The organism is Paenibacillus sp. FSL F4-0087 (assembly GCF_038020215.1).
Taxonomy (GTDB): domain Bacteria; phylum Bacillota; class Bacilli; order Paenibacillales; family Paenibacillaceae; genus Paenibacillus; species Paenibacillus taichungensis.
In genome coordinates, this window is sequence record NZ_JBBODJ010000001.1 from 1,758,023 (window position 1) to 1,779,639 (window position 21,617).

The following is a 21,617-nucleotide window of genomic DNA, read 5'->3' on the forward strand; positions in this document are numbered from 1 at the left end:
ATATCCAAGTCGGGACCTTACGAATTCCACCATATATATAACTACATTAATCGTTCATTGCTCGAATCGGTCTGTAGAATGCCCGAATATCATCAGCCAGCAACTCCGGTTCTTCCAAAGCCGTAAAATGCCCTCCACTAGGCATGGAGGTCCAACGCGTTACGTTCAGGTTTTGCATCGCCCAAGACTTGGGCGGCAGCACGATATCCGCAGGAAATATGGCAATGCCTGTCGGAACTTCTATACGTCCCAATGGTGGCAAGGAATGTGAATTTTCGTAGTACATACGTGTGGATGATCCTATGGTGTTCGTAACCCAATAGATCATAATATGAGTCAGCAACTCATCCTTGCTAAATAGTTGATTGAGGTCACCTTTACAGTCGCTCCAAGCACGAAATTTCTCAATGATCCAAGCGGCCAAACCTACTGGGGAATCGGAAAGTCCATACGCAAGTGTCTGAGGTTTGGTTGATTGAATGGACATATAACCCCCCTCTTGTGAAATCCATGTTGAAGCATTTTCCTTGTACTCTCGTTCTTCCTCTGAGCGTTCTGCCTCATCCTGGGAAGATAAGAGATCTCTTATGATACCAATATCCGTTAAGTGGATTCCAACTAGAAGTTCAGGATTATTCGATGCCAAATAACGTGTAACGCCAGAGCCAATATCCCCACCTGCAGCAGCGAATTTGTTGTAGCCTAATTCTTTGGTCATTAGTTTGACCCACATCTGGGAGACACGAGAATTGTTGAAGCCAGGTTGGTCCGGGCGGCTAGAGAATCCAAATCCAGGCAGTGAAGGCACAATGACATCAAAAGAGTCCTCCGGATTACCTCCATGACTCGCGGGATCGGTCAGGAGAGGGATAATCTTTTGATAACGAAGATAGCTATCAGGCCAGCCATGGGTAAGAATAATCGGCAGAGGATTAGGCCCTTTACCATGCTCATGTACGAAGTGCACATCCACCCCATCCAACTGGCAATGAAACTGGGGAAATTGATTCATCCTGGACTCTTGTGCTCGCCAGTCATAATAATCTCTCCAATAGGAAACGAGTGATTTTAAATAACTAATATCTGTTCCTCGCCCCCAGCCGGAGTCTGCCAATTGATCTGGCCAACGGATGTGATGCAGCCGATATTGCAAATCGTCCAGAATCTCATCGGAGACATGAATATGAAAACGTTCAACAGTCATCAAGATTTCCTCCCTTTTTGTTGATTCACAACGTTATTATATCCTTTTATTGCTATTCATAGATTCCATCTCTGTCAATCGATTCCTGTAATTTCTTGTCGTGCTATGTTAGATTATCCATTGGAATAATATCACATATATAGATAGGGGAAATTAGAACGTGAAGAAATCATGGGTACTATCAATCATTATGAGTTTTGTTTTGCTCGGCGGAGTATTCGCACCTGCAGGGTCCTATGCCGCTGCTGCGGATGACTCAACTACTACATATTCGGAAGACGAATACTATGAAGAAGTTGACACGTCAGAACAAGAACCGATCCCCACAGCCGAAGAAGAAGATTTCCTCAACTACCTGGATCAGTTGGATATCGCATCGGTATATGAAGAGAAAGCCTTCAACGCTCTTGGAGGAGGATTTTACATTACATCTTCCAATCGCAAGTCCGTTTTCCTGAAATTGACCAACACAGCGATTCCTAACTACACCAAATATGTATCCAAGCTGAAGCTGATTAAACCGCAAAATGCGGAACTGCAAAAAATCCATGCCAACTTGATTAAAGGTAGTTATGCACAGCTGGAAGGATTCCAACTCGCTAAAAAGGCTGTCTCCAAAACAACGGTAAACAGCGCTGTCCTGAAACAAGCCAATGCCAAAATTGATACCGGCAAGAAAAGTATCGAGAAATATCATAAAGAAATCTCTGCTTATGCCAATAAGCTTGGGTATGATTTTTAAATAATAGTCCACCAAAATGTGTGTTGATTGTGAATCATTCTACCTCACACATGAAGCAGGACACACCATTTGTTCCACAATAAACAAATTGAGATTTCAGGAAAAAAAAGTGTTTTCTTTTTCCAATTTAGTTCGTATAATAGCACTATAATCAAAAGGCTATGCTGCCGAAAGGTACAACCTCGTGAACATTGGGGTTGTGCCTTTTTTGCGTTTATAGCCATATGATCCATCCCAGATAAGGAGTGAATGCTATGTTACTTGAAGCTATTTATCATCGTCCCAAAATGAATTGGTCCTACGTATATGACCGTTCCACCATGCACCTGAGGCTCCGTTCCAAGCGGGGCGACCTGGATGCTGTTATCGCCATCATCGGGGATAAATATGCATGGGATCGTACGGTCCTCCACATTCCAATGCGAATCTTTGCCCGTGATGCCCTGTTCGATTATTGGGAAGTGGAAGCGCAACCACCTTACCGCAGATTACGCTACGGCTTCCAACTGATCGAGGGAGAAGAATCGGTCTGGATGACGGAACGGGGATTCGAACAGGCTCTGCCTGATCATCCGTTGGAATTTTTCGATTTTCCATTTATGAATCCGGTGGATTTCTTCGAGGCACCTGCTTGGGTTAAGGATGCGGTGTTCTATCAGATCTTCCCTGAACGTTTTGCCAATGGTGATCCGTCGATCAGTCCAAAGAATGCTGAACCTTGGGGCGGTGAACCGACGCCTGTCAATTTTTTCGGAGGTGACCTTCAAGGCGTTCTGGACCACCTCGATCATCTGAGTACACTTGGCATTAACGCCATTTATTTCTGCCCAGTGTTCCAGGCTACAACCAACCATAAGTACAATACCGCAGACTACCTCAGGGTCGACCCGCACTTTGGCACCAATGAGAAATTGAAGGAACTTGTGGATGCATGTCATGAACGCGGCATACGGGTAGTTCTGGACGCAGTGTTTAACCATTCAGGCAGAGAGTTCCTTCCATTCGCGGATGTGCTTGACAAAGGGGCTGCTTCCCGTTATGCGGATTGGTTCCATGTCAGAGAATGGCCGGCACGTATCGAGGATGGTATTCCCACATATGATACCTTTGCCTTTGAACCTCTTATGCCTAAACTGAACACAGAGCATCCCGAGGTTAAGGAATATTTGCTGGAGGTGGCCCGTTACTGGATTCAGGATATGGGTATCGACGGTTGGAGGCTGGATGTTGCCAATGAGGTAGACCATCAATTCTGGCGTGAATTCCGGCAAACGGTCAAATCACTTAACCCGGATGCCTATCTACTAGGCGAAATCTGGCATGATTCCATCATGTGGCTGCAGGGGGATCAGTTTGATGCAGTCATGAACTACCCTTTCACGAATTCAGTCATGGATTACGCTGTGCTTGGCAAGCTGGACGGCCTCGGATTTGCCAACGAGGTTGGCAAACTGCTTGCTGCGTATTCACAGCCTGTAACCGAAGCAGCTTTCAACCTGCTCGGAAGTCATGATACGCCAAGACTGCTCACCCTATGTGAAGGGGATGTACGCAAGATGAAGCTGGCGGTCATTCTGCTGCTTACGTACCCAGGTGCTCCTTGTATTTACTATGGTGACGAGGTAGGGCTGGATGGTGGCTATGATCCAGGTTGTCGCAAATGTATGGAGTGGGACGAACAGAAGCAGAACAAGGATCTGCTCGATTTCTTCACCCAAGCCATTGCCCTGCGTAAACAACACGCTGCATTGCGCAGTGCGGACATCTCCATGATTTACGCGGAAGCCGGAGACCCGTGCATTGCCATCGGACGCAAGGATCAAGATACCGGGGAACAATTCGTGCTTGTCCTGAATGCAAGTGAAGAACCATGCAGTATGGAGTTGCCACTACACCAAGGAACTTGGCGTAATGTATTCTCAGCCACAACTCGTGAAACTCAGCAGAACAAGCTGAAGCTGGACTTGGAAGCGTACGGTTTCTCCCTGTTGCAGTTGGATGTCAAATCACACGTGAAGGCATAACATCTTGCTTCATTCTAAATCCTTTCTCCGATGAGACTCTTGGTACGTCGTATGAGGCTATCTCCCATTAAATTGTGTGAAAGGAAATCTCTCGTACGAATCACTTCGACTCTGTTCAACAAAAGGGGAACCATCGGTGCGTCATGCATCCGAAGGTTCCCCTCTCCTATTACAACTCATGATGTCCCCTGCTGTATTGGCATTCATGGAGTCACTTTATTCATTCGTTCAATCAGTGCTGTGTCCCTTCAACTCTTCCTCCTGGCTTGCCGCAACCTCATCCCGAACGGAGCAGTTTGGACCGGAATTTCTTATTTTCTTCATTCTTGGGCTTGTTAATGTCTCCTGAGTAATCACAATCTTTTGTGGAATTTTGTACTGAGGCAGCTTGTCTCGGCAAAAATCCCAGATTTGTCTGCGTAGTTCCATAAGAGGCTGCTCACCTGTAAGTCTGACCGTGGCCTTTACCATCTGTCCCATGATCCCACTTGGCTCGCCACTCACGACTGCCGTTTCAATGAATTCCATTTGTTCCAGAATACTCTCCACTTCCGCAGGATAAACCTTACGTCCGCCTACATTAATGATCTCGGAGCGGCGACCCAAAATGCGAATGTATCCATCCTCCATCTCCGCTTCATCCCCGGTCTGGAGCCAGCCATCTTCCGTGAACGGAGACGGAGCGTTCAGATACCCGATCATGGCCGTTTTCGTTTGGATCTCAAGCAGCCCGTCCACAATCCGATAATGGACTTCCCCATCACGAACCGTAAATTGCAATGAACCGGAATCTTTGGAGCGTGTCGGCAGAATGCCAAGCTCCGACATGCCGTAAGCCTGCACCGTACGTACATTCGGAAACTGTCTATTCCATGCGGTAAGCAGCGCCTCTGGCATGACCTCTGAACCATAGGAGACCACTTCGAGACTGGATAGATCGAACTCCCGATAGACTCCACTAAGGAGCAGCAAATTCATGAACGTTGGTGAGACTGGCAAGGCCTGAACACGGTACTTTTCAATGGTTTTGCATACTTCCAGGGGGGAGCGATCCGGTATGACGCATAAACAGCCGCCGCTGGACAGGGATTGCAGCATCGTATTCAATCCGCCAATGTGATCAAACATCATGAACGGAATGGTACAGAGCGGCCGGACTTGCCGCCTGAACCCGTGCAACAGACGATCCGCGCTGTGAACAGCAGCTTTGCTTTGTCCTGTCGATCCGGATGAGAAAATCACCAGACCTGCGTTCTTTTCCTGACTCAGCCTTGCCAATATCGGGGACCGACTGCCTTGCACGGAGCAACGTCTGGCTATAGCTTCCCCTTCCCCAACACTCATGCGCCATTCTGCCTGAGCGAGCGCTGTATACTCATTCCGTTTAGCCTCAACCAAGTGTCGATCCATCGGAACCACAATACAATTTTGCTCCAGAAGAGCGATCAATGCTGCTGCGGCATAAGGAGAATAATCCTCTTCCAGCACAACGATCGCCCCTTCGAGCCCTTCACTGGAAATCCATTGGCTAAAGGTGTGAACCTGATCCAATAACCAGTTATAACTATAATGTTCGCCCTTCCATATCAACGCAGAACGATGGTCATACGCGGCGAACCGTTCCAGAAGAAAAGTGATATTCATCCCTCATCATCCTTTGGGCAAGGTTTCAATTGCGCCTCCAGATATTCAACCAGAGATTCCACCGTTCGATAAGGACTTTCTGGCATGGAAGCAGCCGCCAATTCAGCGAGGGTTATCCCTACACCGAACGTATCTTCAACACTTTGCTCGATAACCGCAAGTAGAGTTACAAGTTCAAGGGAGTCCAGTCTTCCACGACTTCCATATAGGGGTGCCTGCAAGCCATGCTCTAGTGGAATGGGCGCGTTATGGTACCGATTAAGCTCATCGCAGCTGTCCAGCACAATCCGCTCAATGACTTCCCGATGTGAAGGCGTAGGCGCGGGATTTTCCACAGTCGATGGGATCTGTCTGAAGCGATCGGCATGCTGATGTGTCGTCATTAGCGCTTCGTACCAGCGTAATTCGTCCGCCGCCAATTGTTCAATAATATCCGTTAACTGCTCACGCCATTCAGGGCTTCGTTTCATTCTTGCGATCTGCAGCAGCTTATGCGCCTGTTCCCACCGGGCTATCATTGCACCGAATTCTGCAACATATTGATCATGAGGGGAATTGAGCCATTTGGCTGCTTCCTCCAGCAAATCGCGGAAAAAGTAGCGGCTCCAGCGCATGTCGAACAGGAACGCGGAGATGGCTTTCTCCTGTTCCCGATCCACCTCGGCATCCGGGTGCAATCTTTGTAACAATTGTGATGTGACAGCCTGTCCAAAATAATAGCTTCGATTGCCCTCCCAGATCGTTCTGCCCGCGATGAATTCATAGGCCTGTGTCGCCAGCGCAGAGCGCAACATGTTCCGATAGCCTGCGGAGTCGAGTGTTTCCACAGCACGGATCTCCATCGTGCCATATGTTCGTAATGTTTCTTTGCGCCGGGCTATTTCGAGCTCGGAGATATTTTTGTTTCCTTTCCAGAACTCTTGGAAATCAGGTGATGACACAGCTCCCATGTATTTGGAGGGAACGGGGTCATAGACATAGAAATGCTCCTCATCCATTCCGTACACAGCCAGCCAATGATCGACCAGATGCAGGCGTGAGTCTTGTTTAACGAGTTTATGAATATACTCGGGATTTCGATAATCATCCCCATAAGGCAAGCAATAACTTGTGCCTGTAACGACCAAAGGCCCCTCATTTTCAAGCCGTTCCCGAATATATGCCTTTCCTTGTTCGAAGCTGTCAAACTCCCGTTCTCCAAACACTTCCCACATCGGCTCCTCATAATCCAGCTTATGAAAGTAAGGCTTGATCAGGCCACGATCCGAACAGGAAGTCAGACTATACAAGCGGCTGGAAGCCAACAGGCCGAGACTGCTTATCGAGCCCTGACGCTGAAGGATTTCGTGAATCAAAGGAAAATTGCAGGGATAATAATACGGAATATCCATCGTTGGTTGAAATGGTTGACTAATCATGGCTACCTCCTGTTCCCGGCTTTGGCAGCCGTACTGCCCCAAGACTGGATTATGTAATGAAGAGACAGGTTATCATGGGCACGAAACACCCGATTGGGCAGTGCCTTGCCATCTGCATCGGTTTCAAACTGCCGGAAACCTCGCGTGAACCTGAACCGAAATCCGCTGTCACGTGGAACCTCGAAGCAGCCCTCATAATCGCCACCTCCGGTGTGCAGAAGCTTCATGCCCATGCCTCCGTAGATCGAGTCATCATACATGTCTTGAAAGGGTACCTCGGCACTCATGCAGACTGTCACGTGACCCGATAATTCTTCCACAACCGTGTACATCCGTGATGCCGTCAACTCTCCCACCGTCAGGGTAACAATTGCATGTCCCATCTTGACAGGAACCAGTTCCCCATTGGGTCGAACCTCAAGAACATCGGGTTGATCGGAATGATATTCCCCTTCAAGCACACTCATGGTGAACCCGCTGTCGTAATGAAGCAGCGCATTGATCTGCCCGCTCATGCCGCCTTTCAATCCAATAACGTCCCTTCCCATCAGCTCCAGAGAGACTGGATTGCCGATTCGGCCGAACATATACAGTAGCGGAATATGAACTCGCTCTCCCCAATCCGCTTCCTGATGACCTGCATCCGGCTGTTCCAGAAATGCGATGTCCTTGCCAGACTTATATCCAAGTTCGAGCATCTGATGGACTACATTCCTTACCTGGGAAGGAAGAAATAATCCTTCTGCATCTCCTATATCCATCCACATTCGAATCGGAGCACTGCCCTCAGGCAAGAGGTACATATCCTTCTCCTGTAACCTGCTCTCCGACGTTTCATCCAGCTGCACATCCACGAAAAAGGGAGAGAGCATGATCAGTTTGCCAAAAATATCAGGATGACGTGTTCCTATATGGAAGGTGCTGAGTGCCGCTGCGGAAGAACCAAGCAGTCCCGTATTGTCCTTGTCTGGAAGTGTGCGGTAATGCTCGTCAATGAATGGTTTCAGTTCATGAATGATAAAGTGTTCATAATCCAGGCCTGAGCAGCCCACACTCAACGCTTCTCTTGCAGGCGCAATGAAATGATAGAATTCATTGTGTGTAACTGGACGAACATGGGCAATTCCGACAATGATCAATCCATCCATCAAGCCTTGATCAATCAGTTGGTCTGCCGCCTGATCGACGTGCCACGTTTCATTTCCCGCAGTCGAAGAGCCGAAGGCTCTCTGACCCGCATGCATATATAACACTGGATAGCGTTCATCCACATGCTCCTTATATCCTGGTGGCAAATAGATAAAAATCTTTCTTGTGTTGTCCAGCCTGGACGCCTTGAAACCTTCCACACATTCGATAACAGAATGAGTGTTCACTGATCCATCAACCGCCTCTCCTATAGATTTCGCTTTTACACTACCAGGGTTTCCCTGTTTTGTTAGTCCTGCTTCGTTCTTCCCTCGGCTACATCGACAAACAACCCCGTCTCTGAAGAGACGGGGTTGTTTTAAAACACCGAAATGTTCTAAAATGCATAGCCCTTATATTGGTGGGTCTGCGAATAGTTTAAATCTGTTGAGCCTGATTTGTAAATATAGAAATAGAAAAAAAATGCTCAAGAAAAAGTTATTGACAACCAAACCATTATTTAATTATCATAACGTTGTGATTATAACTAGAGGGCCATGCTTTTAAACCCAATCGGTTTAGGACAACCCCGGTAACTCCAGCAGGAGGTGCCGGGGTTGTTGGCGTTCATAAAGGGGGGATATCGTTAAGAATAACCTACCAACGTCCAATGTTGAAAGCGCTTTTCTAATCAAACAAAGAGATCACAAATCTATATAAATTGAACTACACATTTGCACGAGAACGGAGAGGACAGAAATAACCTGAAGAAGTGAAGCTAAAAGCTTTCTGAAGGAAAGCTCCATCGGAAGCATACGCTTGGCCTTTATCCCCAGATTTCCCCCTTTGAAAAGGGCATCAAAAAAATCTGGGGATAACAGCGATCGGAAGGTTGTTCTGTCATCGGAGTGGTAAGTGTAAATATTCTTTAGTTCAATTTATATAATAAACGAAGGGTGGATTACCAATGTTCAAATGGACCAAGCGAATCATCCTCAGTACCACGTTGAGCTTCAGCTTGCTGGCCGGAAGTGCACTGCCATTATTCCCGGCGGCCTCCGTATTCGCAGATGCTGATACGGCTGTAAGCAACAAGCAGAACTTCAGCACCGATGTTATTTATCAGGTATTTACCGACCGCTTTCTGGACGGCAATCCCTCCAACAACCCTACCGGGGGAGCCTATGACGCCTCCTGTTCTAACCTGAAGCTCTATTGCGGGGGCGACTGGCAAGGACTGATCAACAAGATCAACGACAACTATTTTTCCGATCTCGGCATTACGGCACTCTGGATTTCCCAGCCTGTGGAGAACATTTACTCGCTGATTAACTATTCCGGTGTTAACAATACGGCTTATCACGGCTATTGGGCACGTGACTTCAAGAAGACCAATCCTGCTTTCGGTACGATGACCGATTTCCAGAATCTGATCAATACGGCACATGCCAAAGGCATTAAAGTCATCATTGATTTTGCTCCCAACCATACCTCTCCTGCCATGGAAACCGACACCTCGTTCGCAGAGAATGGAAAGTTGTACAATAACGGTACGCTGCTTGGTGGCTACACCAATGATACGAACAAACTTTTCCACCACAATGGCGGTTCCGACTTCTCCACACTGGAGAACGGTATCTACAAAAACCTCTATGATCTTGCTGACCTGAATCACAATAACAGCACCATTGACACCTACTTCAAGGATGCGATCAAGCTCTGGCTGGATATGGGTATTGACGGAATCCGGGTGGATGCGGTGAAGCATATGCCGATGGGATGGCAAAAGAACTGGATGTCCTCCATCTATGGCTACAAACCGGTATTCACGTTTGGTGAATGGTTCCTGGGTTCATCCGCATCCGATGCGGACAATACCAACTTCGCCAACCAGTCCGGCATGAGTCTACTCGACTTCCGTTTCAACAATGAAGTACGTAACGTGTTCCGTGATAACACATCCACGATGGTTGCCCTGGATTCCATGATCACCAGCACTGCCGCTGATTATGCACAGGTAAATGACCAAGTGACTTTTATTGATAACCATGACATGGATCGCTTCAAAACAAGTGCCGTTAACAACCGTCGCTTGGAACAAGCTCTTGCATTTACACTTACCTCACGGGGCGTACCAGCCATCTATTATGGCACTGAGCAGTATATGACAGGTAACGGTGACCCTGATAACCGTGCCAAAATGCCTTCGTTTTCCAAAACAACAACTGCTTTTAACGTCATCAGCAAGCTCGCTCCATTGCGCAAAACCAATCCAGCCATCGCCTATGGAACAACCCAGCAGCGCTGGATTAACAACGATGTGTATGTGTATGAACGTAAATTCGGCAACAACGTGGCCGTCGTAGCGGTTAACCGTAATCTTTCGACTCCCACATCCATCAGTGGTCTGACCACTTCGCTTCCTTCGGGTACATACAACGATGTTCTTGCAGGTGCATTAAGTGGTAATAACATTACCTCTACAGGAGGTAACGTCGCTAACTTCACTTTGGCAGCAGGAGCTACAGCAGTCTGGCAGTATACAGCCAATACCACTACACCAACCATCGGACATGTGGGCCCTGTAATGGGTAAAGCGGGTAATACCGTTACCATTGATGGTCGTGGATTTGGTACTACCAAAGGCACTGTCTATTTCGGAACAACCGCTGTTACCGGTTCAGCCATTACATCATGGGAAGATACTCAGATCAAAGTGACCATCCCTGCAGTTGCTGCCGGCAACTATGCAGTCAAAGTCGCGGCGAGCGGAGTCAACAGCAACACTTATAACAATTTCACGATTCTTAGTGGCAACCAGGTTTCCGTGCGGTTTGTCATCAACAATGCATCCACGACACTCGGTCAGAATCTCTATCTGACGGGCAATGTCGCGGAACTGGGTAACTGGTCCACAGGCCCTCTTGCCATTGGTCCGGCGTTCAATCAGGTGATCTATTCCTATCCAACCTGGTATTATGACGTGAGTGTGCCAGCCGGAACGAATCTGGAATTCAAGTTCTTCAAAAAGAACGGCTCTACGATTACGTGGGAAAATGGCAATAATCATACTTTCACCACACCAACCAGTGGAACGGCAACCGTTACAGTGGACTGGCAACCTTAATTCCTTCACCGTCCTATCATTCAACCCGGAGTCAGACGCGATGAGCGTCTGCTTCCGGGTTCTTTGATTAGGCTCGTCCTTATCTATGGCATGCATTAACTATCGATAGGTCCGAATGGATTTTAATCCTGCTACGGCAATAATTCCTACCACCAACAGCAATGCTCCGAGGCTCTCCAGCACGGTTTGGGCACCCCACTGATCAGCCAAAACGGAAACCACCGTTAATCCCAAGATTGGGGCTGTACTTGTTATGGTTCCGAGCACCCCGTAGATTCTCCCCTGCAGCTCATCGGGAACCTCGGCACGCATCATGATCTGGGTTAACATCGTACAGCACGCAAACATAGCTCCCCCAGCAATGATCAGCGGCAAGGCCACCAAAGGAGAAGATACATTGGCTAACAGCATATACAGTGGGCCGAGAACCAGCAGACCGATGAACACCCATCGTCCCCTTCGTTTCAGCCGATTGCCTGAGGCGATCAGAATTCCGGAACCCAGCATGTACCCCAGTGGAATACATGTCTCGATCAGTCCGAACTGGACAGGATTCGCCTGCCATACTTTGACGGCCATGACCTGAACAAGCATGATGGCTGACATGAAGAAGAGAATCAACAGCGGATTAAGAATAACGATGGAGCGAATCAGTGGATGTGCAAAGATGTAGGAAAATGAACCACCCCACTCCTTTACAAACGATCCTCTATGCATCGAAGAGCGTTGTACATCCGGAAAACGCCCGGCCAACATTACACATATCGCAGATAGCAGAAAGGTCACACCCGTAATCATAATAGCCGTAAACCCTCCAAATGCAGAAACCGCAATCCCCGCTGCTGCCAGTCCACTTATACGTGCAATATTATCGACAAGATGAATGGTTCCTGTAGCTTGCTGCAGATGCTCCCTCCCCACCAGACTGGTTACCGAAGCATGAAATGCAGGCGCCTGAAACAGGCTGGAGAACATCGAAAGGGAAAGCATGAGCAGTACGATTGGAAAAGGAGCATGCAGCACAAACAGACTCACCGCGATGATAAACGCCATAGCCCCACGAAACAAATCCGATGACAACATCAATGTTCTGCGATCCAGCCTGTCGGCAAACGTACCCGCGAATGATCCGAACAGAAAACTGACGACCATATTACATACTTGTACAGCTGCCATGCTCTTCGCACTTCCCGTGGTCTGCAATACCCACAGACTGATGGCAATGCCGTTGAAACAATCACCAAATACCGAGATGCCATAGCCACACAAAATTCTGCGATAAGCAACATTGCGCCAAAGCGCCCTGTTGGCCATTTTCTGACTTTCCGCAGCCGCAAGAGCCCCGTTCGGTCCCAATTCCGGTTCTGGGGACTGTAGCGTTCCCATCGATCTTTTCCTCCTCTTGTCATTCGGATCTCAAACAGCAGGCAGGCGCTTCCGGAGCAGTTCCAGCGATGAATGGAACCTCTCAGAAGCGCCTGATTGGTGGCCTGAATATGTTCTACAGGCTGTCTATGCGATTTGGGTGTTTATCCTCTTAACCTTTTATCCTTTGGAAGCGCCAGAGGTCAGCCCCTGCACCAGGAAGCGTTGCAGGAATACAAACAATAACGTAATGGGAATGGCGATCAGTACCGCCCCGGCAGCAAACATCGTAAAGTTACTGTCCTGATAACGGCTAACCAGATCCCACATGCCAACTGCAAGTGTCCAGTTCTCTTTTGTCCGAAGTACCAGTCGGGCAAAAATAAAGTCCATCCACGCACCAGTGAAGCTGGTTAAGGCTACATAGGTCAGCATCGGCCGGGACAACGGCAGAATGATACTGGTGAACACACGCAGATGACTGGCACCATCAATTCGTGCTGCTTCATCCAAACTGCGCGGGATGGTATCAAAGAACCCTTTGACAATAAATCCACCCAAAACGGCTCCGGACGAATAAACCAGAATCAACGCGGCATGGGTGTCCAGCAATTTGATCTGAAGCAAAATAATATAAATGGCAATCATGCTCATGAAGCTAGGGAACATTCCCAGAATCAGCATCGTGGATAGAATGGTCTTACGACCGCGAAAACGGAAACGGGACAAGGCATACATGCCCAAAGTGACCATAAGCGTTGAGAAAATCATCGTGAAAAAGGCGATTTTCAACGTGTTCAGATACCATGTGCCATACATGAACGACGGGTTGGTAAACAATTCCCCGTAATGGGCCAGCGTGAACGCTTCAGGCCACAGACGTTCGCTGTACAGCGCCGCCCCTGGACGCAGTGACGAGAGAAATATCCACAAGACAGGATACACCGATACGATTGCAATGATGACCAGCAGCACATAACTGATCGCCAGACGCATGGGATTATTGCGCTTTTTCATTGAATCATGTCCTCCTCTTTGAACGATTTGGAACGACGGAAATTCCAGATGGAGAACGACGCAATAATCAGGAAAATAATGATGCCTACCGCCGAAGCCATATTGAACTTGTTGTTATCCAACGTTAATTTATACAACCAGGTCACGAGAAGATCGGTTGATCCCGCATATTGATAATCACCACGCAGCGGATTACCGTTCGTCAGCAGGAAGATGACGTTGAAGTTGTTGAAATTCCCGGCAAATTGCATAATGAGCACCGGTGTCGTAGCGAACATGATAAAAGGAAGCGTAATGATGCGGAACTTCTGAAAGCCGGACGCACCGTCTACCTCAGCCGCTTCATACAAATCCCGTGGAATCGCCGTCAGCACGCCCAGTATGAGAACCATGCTGACTGGAATTCCAATCCACATGTTTACAATGACGACTGTAACTTTTGCCCAGAATGGATCGGTTAACCATGGCAACCCCTCAAGGCCAAAAGCCTTCATATACGTATTAATCGGACCAAACTGTCCGTTGAACAGGTTACGCATCAGAAGCAGTGAGATAATCTGTGGAATGGCATAAGGAAGAATGAATATCGTCCGCCATACCTTTTTGAAACGAATACCTTTCTGCTCGATGAGAAGTGCAACCAGCACCCCGCCGAAATACGTAGTGACCGTTGCCAGGATGGCCCAGATTACGGTCCACGTTAATACGCCAAAGAAGGTATGGCTCCACGATTTAAGCTGGACCAGATCCGTGAATGTCTTGAAGCCGACCCAGTCCACCAGCTTGGCAGGCGGAATATGATCCGGTGCCGAGTAATTGGTGAAGGCCAGGGTAATCGTAAACAAAATCGGCATAATGGTGAAAAACAGGATGCCGAGCGCAGGGATGGATAAGAAAAGATACGGGAATTGTTTATCGAGCAGATATCTCAGGGAAGCAGAAGCTCTGGTGGCCTGCTTGCCTTCCTCTCTTAATTTTCCCGTGATGTACGCATCCCGGATATTGAATATATACAGAAGAAGAAAAACGAAAAATACCAAAAGTACTATGATTCCGTTGAGCAGCAAAAAGATGGAGTGGTCGCCCTGCTGCAGCACCGTTGATCCATTGACCTTGACGAAACGCTGCGTCTGCTCGCCCAGCGTCCATACCCCCCATACAGCATGATTCAAACGGGGTATCAGATATGCGAGTCCCACTCCCTCTAGGATCAGAAAACAAATTCCCTTGATCCATTGACGGTTATACAACTGTCCAAGTCCTTGCAGGACAACGGACAACACAGCCGCTGTCATACGATGCTGTCTTTCTCGATTCGGCTTAACAGTGACCGGAACATGCTGTTGTTTCATTCATTCCTACTCCTTCCCGGCAAGCGAAGTTACCGATCAGTTATAGCAGAGTGCAGAGGACATGTTAGCTTCCTCTGCACCTGCTCATTTTTTATTTTATTGGGTGGTTGCAAGGCTCTCCTTGACTTGTTTGACTGCGTTATCCAGAGAGGTTTTTACATCCTTGCCTCCATCCCATATGTCGGTAATCGCCGCGCTGATGGGACCCCACACGCTATCCATGGCAGGAAGCGAAGGCATTGGGGTGGAGTTGTTGAATTGCTCAAGGAATGCCTTCGTGATTTCATCTCCTTGAATCTTCGGATCTGCCGCCACGTCTTTATTGGCCGGGAGAGTTCCGTTCATCTCAAAGTTGACCATCTGGGATTCGGCACTGGAGAGATAGGCCGCAAACAGCTTGGCAGCATTCGGATAGGTTGTAAATGCATTGACGTAATATGCCTTGACTCCAGAGAAGGAGGTCATCGGTTTGCCTTCAATTGCCGGGAGTGGAGCCACACCGAAGTCAATGCCAGCATTGCGATAATCGGCGATGGACCAAGGTCCGTTAATATCCATAGCCAGTTTCCCGCTTGAAAAGAGGCCTTTCTTGATGTCATAGTTCACATCACCCATCTTCACAGGCAGTACTTCCGATTTCAGCGTTTGCAAGAACTGACCGCCCTTGATGGCTCCCTCATTGTTAAGACCAATATCCTCGCTGTTCATGCCTTCATCACCAAAGATATATCCGCCCTGGGAAGCCAGATAAGCAAAGTTGTAATAAAACTGCTGAAGCTCCCACATCAAGGTGTATTTGTTGTTTTTGGTATCATTAAAGGTTTTGGCAAAGCTGATAATGTCATCAAATGATTTCGGTGCTTCGGGATAAAGCTTTTTGTTATAAAACAACGCATAGGTTTCTACGCTGTAGGGATATCCGTATAAGATGTCTTTGAAAGTTACGGCTTTAACCGCATTGTCACTGGTAGATTGTGTGGTCTGTTGCTCAAAAATATCGTTCGGCAAGATCAGTCCGGCTTCTGAAGCGCTACCAATCTTGTCATGCGGGAAAACGACTACATCCGCAGCCAATCCTGCGGGTCCGTCCGTAGTGAGCTTGGTCACTTGATCGGTCGGCGGTAATTCCTCGATCTTTACAGTAACGCCGTACTCCTCTTCAAATTTCTTCGCACGCTCCTCGATAAAGCTGCGCTGATTTTTATCCTCCCATATGACAAGGCTCGCGCCCTCTTCTGGCTGAATATTTTCCGCGGTCACTATGGTTTCCCCAGTCTCACCGCTGTCTGTTGTGGTCGGCGCAGCGCCTCCACCTCCGCTTGAACATGCGGTAAGTGCAAGTGCCATGAAACCTGCAAGTGCTGCTTGCTGCCATTTTCTCATTGAATTTCCCCCTTTTCGTAGTCTTGATCGATGCTGTACTCGCGCTTTTCACCCGTTTTTCTGTGTACTGTTCCTGTACTCCGAAGTTCGCCGTGGTTCCGTTTGAAAGTAATACAAACGTTTGCTCATATTAACCTCAGACTGGTCCAATCCTTATGTAATCGGGATGAATATTCTAGGAAGTATGTTGATTTAATTCATGTAAGCGCTATAATAACAATAACATCATACAACAGCAAACTTTGTTTGTACAAACGTTTGCACAAGTCATTTTCGCTCATTTTCCGTCACTTTTGTGGTGTTTCTTTCTGTAATTTCCTATTTGCTTGATCTCCCACCATCTTCCTTTATTTTTCGTTTCTCCTCTTTACCATGAAGTAGTTAGCAATTGATTTATCGAAGTCTTTGAATTAACATAGGAGACATGTTGAAATGCTTGTACAGAAGGGATTTTTCACATGATTACAATCAAAGATATTGCCAAATTGGCGGGTGTATCCCCTTCTACGGTCTCACGGGTTATTTCCAACCATCCCAGAATCAGTTCGGAAACATCACTCAAAGTGAAGCAAATCATGAAAGAAATGAATTATCATCCCAATATGATGGCCAAAAGCCTTGTTTCCAAAACGACTCAAACCCTGGGTATCATGCTGCCCCGACCTGCTGAAGAGCTGTTTCAGAACTACTTTTTCGGAGAATTGCTTCGGGGAATCATTACCCATGCCACCCGTATGAATTATGAACTTCTTCTCTCCACCGAAACGTCTTCCAGCGATGAATTGAATGCCATATCTCGCCTGGTACATGGGCGGCGCGTGGATGGCATTTTGCTGCTTGGCTCCAAACGGGAAGATCCGATTATTTCGTTCTTGGAGGCGGAAAAGTTTCCTTTTGTACTGATCGGCCGCAGCGAAACGCATCCTGATGCTCCGATGGTGGACAACAACAATGTACAGACAGCTTTCGATGCAACCACACATCTGATTGCCCAAGGGCATAAACGAGTCGGATTTGTTAGCGGACCACCAGATTTGACGTTGTCTCATGATCGCCTGCTTGGATACAAAAATGCGCTTGAAGAAGCGGGTCTTGATGCTAACAATGACTGGATCGTGGAGGGAGAATTCCTGCAGGAAAGCGGCTTCCGGTCGATGTCCCTGTTCATGTCGCTACCCGACAGGCCTACCGCTCTCGTTGTCATCGACGACAATGTTGCGTTTGGCGTGCTTCGCGCTCTGGCCGAGCTGGGATACAACGTTCCTGAAGATATAAGTGTTGTGAGCTTTAACAACATCGCCTTGTCGGAACTTGCTTCGCCGCCGCTTAGTTCGATTGATATCGGAACTTATCAGCTGGGCTATACTGCGGTTCAGGTATTGTTAAAAATTCTAAACGGTGAACACCTGCCTCAGAATCCTGTTATTATTCCGCACCGCTTGATTGTTCGGGATTCGTCCCTATTTACGTTATCCGGGAATGCGTAGACATGTTTGTGCAAACGTTTGTCCTACTGGCCTAATGTTCCACATTCACGCCTGTTGTGGACATGCAAAAAGAAGCCCATACATTGGTATGAGCTTCTTTCCATATTTCAGTTATAAACGATGGATTAGTAAGAGCTCCATCCTGCATCTGCCGTTACAACTGTTCCGTTCACGAAGCTGGATTCATCGGAACCAAGGAACAGCGCCACCTGTGCAATTTCTTCACTCGTCCCCACACGTGGATTGATCGCCATGCCCAGCTGTTGTCGCCCTGCACCAAATGGGCTTATCCCGTCCATGGACGAACTGATGTTGGTTGCCACCCCGCCTGGAGCAATGGCATTACAACGAATGCCTTGTTCGGCATACATGAAGCCAGTGTTTTTCGTTAATCCTACCACTGCATGTTTGGAGGCCGTGTAGGCTGCACCTGCTCGTCCACCGTTTAACCCACCTGCTGAGGCGATATTCACAATGACTCCTTTTTGTTTCTCCAGGAAGATTGGCAACACTTTGCGTGTTGCACGCATGACACTGGTCGTGTTGATTGCAAATACTCTTTCCCACTTGTCATCCAGAACATCAGCAACTGGCTCCATGCCGTCCATAATGCCTGCATTATTGACCAGAATGTCCACGGTTCCATAGGTGTTAACCGTCGTATCGATCAGGTTCTGAATATCCTCTTCCTTCGCCACATTCGCAACCACAAACGTCGCTTCTCCACCATTTGCCTTGATATCCTCAGCAACTGCCTTCGCTGAAGCTTCATTGATATCCGATACAACCACCTTAGCACCTTCTTGCGCGTAAAGTGTTGCAATTGCTTTGCCCATGCCAGAACCCGCACCTGTTACTACAGCTACTTTATCTTGAAGTCTCATAATTGTATCAACCTCCATGTATTCGTTTACAATAAGTTAACAAACAAATGTTCATTAACTCTTATCATTAGTATAATAAGTCATAGCATTCCTGTTCAATCAGTAAAAGCTTGTCCAATTGTACGTTAATCAACACTTCTAATTCCAAATGTACTTTATCTTAAAATACCTGTTTACGAGGAGTACTGCATATGACCGAACTTCCGAGTTCCATGGATCGAAGAATTAAGAAATCCAAAGCGGCACTAAAGGATGCCCTCATCCAATTGATGCAAAAGCAGCCGTTCAAAGAAATATCCATTACCGATATCGTACAGCTGGCGGATCTGAATCGGGGCACCTTTTACAGGCACTATCAATACAAAGAAGACCTGTTCAATGAGATCATCGATGACATCATTAAGGATCTGGTCTTCTCCTATCGTGAACCTTATCTGGATAAAGAAATATTTGAAGTAAGTCATATGCCCTCTTCGGCAATCAAAATATTCGAACATGTGCATCAGCATGCGCAATTCTACACCCTTGTTGTGAAATCGGAGGCATCATCCAATTTTCAGCAAATGATTTGCGATGTTCTGCGTGACCTTGCCCTTCAGGACCTCAACGAAATATTTCCGTCCCACATCAATCGCGAGCTGCTGGCAAGTTATCAATCCCATGCGATATTCGGCATGATTATTGAATGGATTCGACAAGAATTCAAACATACTCCGGCTTATATGGCAGATGAGTTATTTAAAATCATTAATTTCAAACCTGGTAATGTCGTGTACCATACCTCGTATAAGTCGCCCTAAGTACAACACGTACAGACAAACCAGCATAAGTTTTGAATGAAAGTCTCTCTTTTTCCTCATATTAATCAGGAATCAATTGAATAGTTTCTCAAAATATGGGTAAAAGGTATGAACGCCATATTTAACTATTTACATGTGTACCTAATATAATATGAGGAGGAATCATGATGACATCTTTCAAATATCGACTTGAACAAAAAGAACCCCGTACAGGCCCAGGCGGTATTACCCGCGGTGCTTCCGTTCGGGATTTTCCTGCGTCCATTGGAATAGCTGGCGTATCCATGCGCCTGGAACCGGGAGGCATGCGTGAATTGCACTGGCATGCCAATGCGGCGGAATGGGCTTATGTGATCAGCGGCTCCTGTCGCACCACTGTCATTCATCCGGACGGACATGCGTACACCGATACATTTGAGCCAGGAGATGTGTGGTATTTCCCACGTGGTTACGGACACTCCATTCAGGGATTGGGACCGGACGAATGCCATTTTATTCTGATATTTGATAATGGTGATTTCTCGGAAGATCACACGTTCAGCATTACCGATTTCCTGTCTCATACACCAAACAACATTGTTGCCCAGAATCTTGGGATTCCCCCGGAGCGAGCAGCGAAATTGCCTCAGGGCGAAGCCTACTTCGTCAAAGGACCTGTCCCTAATGACAGCTCCTCTTCTGGAACCTATCGCCGCAATTCAGAGCTGACGACTCCCCACCGATACCCGCTGCATGCCAAGCAGCCCAGACGTGCCCCAGGCGGTGGAACACAGCGTACGGTTACTGTCGAAGATTTCCCCATCTCCACCACGATGGCCGGATCACTGATCGAGCTGCAACCAGGCGCATTACGAGAGATGCATTGGCATCCAAACGCCGACGAATGGCAGTATTACATTAGCGGCACTGCCGAAATGACCGTATTTCTGGCAGAAGGTCATGCGGTGACAGAGCAATTCGAAGCAGGTGATGTGGGTTATGCCCCGATGGGTGCAGGTCACTATATCAAAAATACGGGAAATGAGGTCTGCCTTGTGTTAATCGGGTTCAACAGCGGACATTATGAAGCTATTGATCTAAGCGAGTGGCTCGCAGGCAATCCGGATGATGTGCTATCCACAAATCTGGAAATGTCCAAAGAGGAAGCCGAACAGCTTCCGAATGATACTCTTTTTATCGCACCTGACCCGAATAAATCGAAGTCATAGTTCAACTACCCGGTACCTATTGAACATAGGGCTGAGTTATTAAATCCTTCTGTCTTATTTCACGGAACCAATCCATTATCATGGAAAAGGGGTTGGACATCATGGCTTCTGCTTCCGATTCGACCAGTGATCGCAAACATGTGGGGCATACCGTAGAACGACTGGAGCCGGGTCTTTCCCGGCTTCTACTGTCATGTGTGCTTGTGCTGATCTCTGGTTTCATTGATGCGGTCGGATATCTGCAGCTGGGGAAAATATATCTGTCTTTCATGAGTGGTAACAGTACCAAGCTTGGCATCGCGCTATTTGAAGGAGACTCCGCTGTATTAACGAATATAGGTCTAGTCATCTTTTTATTCGTTGTAGGCGCCTTTATCGGTACGTTAATCACAGATCGAGCGGGAAAATGGCGCCTGGCGGGCATCTTGGGCTTTGAATCCCTGCTGTTTGCCGGTGCTATTGCATTCTTGCTGTTCCTCCATACCCAGAGCGTGCTTTTCCCGATTGCCGTTGCCATGGGTATGCAAAACACTATGCACCAGATGGTTGCTCATGCTGATGTGGGCAAAGGATTTGTAACAGGCACATTATTCGGTATTGGACAGGCACTGGCCAAAGCCGTTCGGGGTAAGGCTCCTGCTTCCGAATGGGCAGTACTCGCCCTGTTCTGGGTTATTTTTGTGATCGGTGCAGCTCTGGGAGCACTGTTATTAACCCAAGGAAGCCTGCTGCTTACCCTGATAGCTTCACTGGCTCTGCTTCTTCTGCTGATCCCCTACGTCCTCCACGTTCAACGTGATTTGACCTAAACAGCAGGAAAGCAAAAAAAACGGT

16 protein-coding genes are annotated in these 21,617 nt (G+C 47.6%); 7 read left to right on the top strand and 9 right to left on the bottom strand.

The genetic code is table 11. The features are described from left to right. Positions 1-46: 46 nt before the first annotated feature. Positions 47-1,204, bottom strand: coding sequence for an epoxide hydrolase family protein (locus tag MHB84_RS08345; RefSeq protein ID WP_076290375.1), 1,158 nt, complete (start codon positions 1,202-1,204; stop codon positions 47-49). Between the two features lie 160 nt (positions 1,205-1,364). On the opposite strand from MHB84_RS08345, the gene MHB84_RS08350 reads away from it, so the two are divergent. Both MHB84_RS08350 and MHB84_RS08355 read left to right on the top strand, forming a co-directional pair. After that, positions 1,365-1,946 (top strand): hypothetical protein, encoded by a 582-nt coding sequence (locus tag MHB84_RS08350; protein ID WP_076290376.1) that lies wholly within the window; start codon positions 1,365-1,367, stop codon positions 1,944-1,946. Between the two features lie 254 nt (positions 1,947-2,200). After that, positions 2,201-3,970, top strand: a complete 1,770-nt coding sequence (locus tag MHB84_RS08355; RefSeq protein ID WP_076290377.1) for an alpha-glycosidase — start codon at positions 2,201-2,203, stop codon at positions 3,968-3,970. A 228-nt stretch (positions 3,971-4,198) separates the two neighbouring features. On the opposite strand, the gene MHB84_RS08360 is transcribed toward MHB84_RS08355, so the two are convergent. The 3 genes from MHB84_RS08360 to MHB84_RS08370 are packed head-to-tail and all read right to left on the bottom strand — an operon-like array spanning position 4,199 to position 8,408. Continuing rightward, positions 4,199-5,614, bottom strand: a complete 1,416-nt coding sequence (locus MHB84_RS08360) for an AMP-binding protein (protein ID WP_083678995.1) — start codon at positions 5,612-5,614, stop codon at positions 4,199-4,201. After that, entirely contained in the window at positions 5,611-7,032 is a 1,422-nt protein-coding gene (locus MHB84_RS08365) for a hypothetical protein (protein WP_076290378.1), read from the bottom strand. Before MHB84_RS08365 ends, MHB84_RS08360 begins: the two co-directional genes overlap by 4 nt. A 2-nt stretch (positions 7,033-7,034) precedes the next feature. After that, the gene (locus MHB84_RS08370) at positions 7,035-8,408 is read right to left on the bottom strand and encodes an alpha/beta hydrolase (RefSeq protein WP_076290379.1); all 1,374 of its coding nucleotides are present in this window, start codon (positions 8,406-8,408) and stop codon (positions 7,035-7,037) included. 719 nt (positions 8,409-9,127) lie between these two features. On the opposite strand from MHB84_RS08370, the gene MHB84_RS08375 reads away from it, so the two are divergent. Beyond that, positions 9,128-11,287 carry an alpha-amylase family glycosyl hydrolase gene (locus MHB84_RS08375; protein WP_076290380.1) on the top strand — a complete coding sequence of 720 codons (2,160 nt, stop codon included), beginning with the start codon at positions 9,128-9,130 and terminating at the stop codon, positions 11,285-11,287. A 99-nt stretch (positions 11,288-11,386) separates the two neighbouring features. Here the strand turns inward: MHB84_RS08375 and MHB84_RS08380 are convergent, their stop codons facing one another. From MHB84_RS08380 to MHB84_RS08395, 4 genes are all read right to left on the bottom strand, one after another. Then, positions 11,387-12,673 carry an MFS transporter gene (locus MHB84_RS08380; RefSeq protein ID WP_076290381.1) on the bottom strand — a complete coding sequence of 429 codons (1,287 nt, stop codon included), beginning with the start codon at positions 12,671-12,673 and terminating at the stop codon, positions 11,387-11,389. A gap of 159 nt (positions 12,674-12,832) precedes the next feature. Further along, entirely contained in the window at positions 12,833-13,669 is an 837-nt protein-coding gene (locus tag MHB84_RS08385; protein WP_076290382.1) for a sugar ABC transporter permease, read from the bottom strand. Continuing rightward, positions 13,666-15,021: a carbohydrate ABC transporter permease gene (locus tag MHB84_RS08390; RefSeq protein ID WP_076290383.1), complete on the bottom strand. Its 1,356-nt coding sequence runs from the start codon at positions 15,019-15,021 to the stop codon at positions 13,666-13,668. The genes MHB84_RS08385 and MHB84_RS08390 overlap by 4 nt, the downstream gene beginning before the upstream one ends. Before the next feature lie 96 nt (positions 15,022-15,117). After that, complete coding sequence (locus tag MHB84_RS08395) at positions 15,118-16,404, bottom strand: sugar ABC transporter substrate-binding protein (protein ID WP_076290384.1); 1,287 nt, start codon at positions 16,402-16,404, stop codon at positions 15,118-15,120. 458 nt (positions 16,405-16,862) lie between these two features. Here MHB84_RS08395 and MHB84_RS08400 point away from each other — a divergent pair, with 458 nt between their 5' ends. Then, positions 16,863-17,891 (top strand): LacI family DNA-binding transcriptional regulator, encoded by a 1,029-nt coding sequence (locus MHB84_RS08400; RefSeq protein WP_064640517.1) that lies wholly within the window; start codon positions 16,863-16,865, stop codon positions 17,889-17,891. Between the two features lie 125 nt (positions 17,892-18,016). On the opposite strand, the gene MHB84_RS08405 is transcribed toward MHB84_RS08400, so the two are convergent. Beyond that, positions 18,017-18,775 carry an SDR family oxidoreductase gene (locus MHB84_RS08405; RefSeq protein ID WP_076290385.1) on the bottom strand — a complete coding sequence of 253 codons (759 nt, stop codon included), beginning with the start codon at positions 18,773-18,775 and terminating at the stop codon, positions 18,017-18,019. A 191-nt stretch (positions 18,776-18,966) separates the two neighbouring features. Here MHB84_RS08405 and MHB84_RS08410 point away from each other — a divergent pair, with 191 nt between their 5' ends. From MHB84_RS08410 to MHB84_RS08420, 3 genes are all read left to right on the top strand, one after another. Continuing rightward, complete coding sequence (locus tag MHB84_RS08410) at positions 18,967-19,575, top strand: TetR/AcrR family transcriptional regulator (RefSeq protein ID WP_076290386.1); 609 nt, start codon at positions 18,967-18,969, stop codon at positions 19,573-19,575. Positions 19,576-19,742: 167 nt separating this feature from the next. Further along, positions 19,743-20,783, top strand: a complete 1,041-nt coding sequence (locus MHB84_RS08415) for a cupin domain-containing protein (protein WP_076290387.1) — start codon at positions 19,743-19,745, stop codon at positions 20,781-20,783. A 101-nt stretch (positions 20,784-20,884) separates the two neighbouring features. After that, entirely contained in the window at positions 20,885-21,592 is a 708-nt protein-coding gene (locus tag MHB84_RS08420; protein ID WP_076290388.1) for a YoaK family protein, read from the top strand. The last annotated feature ends 25 nt before the right edge of the window (positions 21,593-21,617 follow it).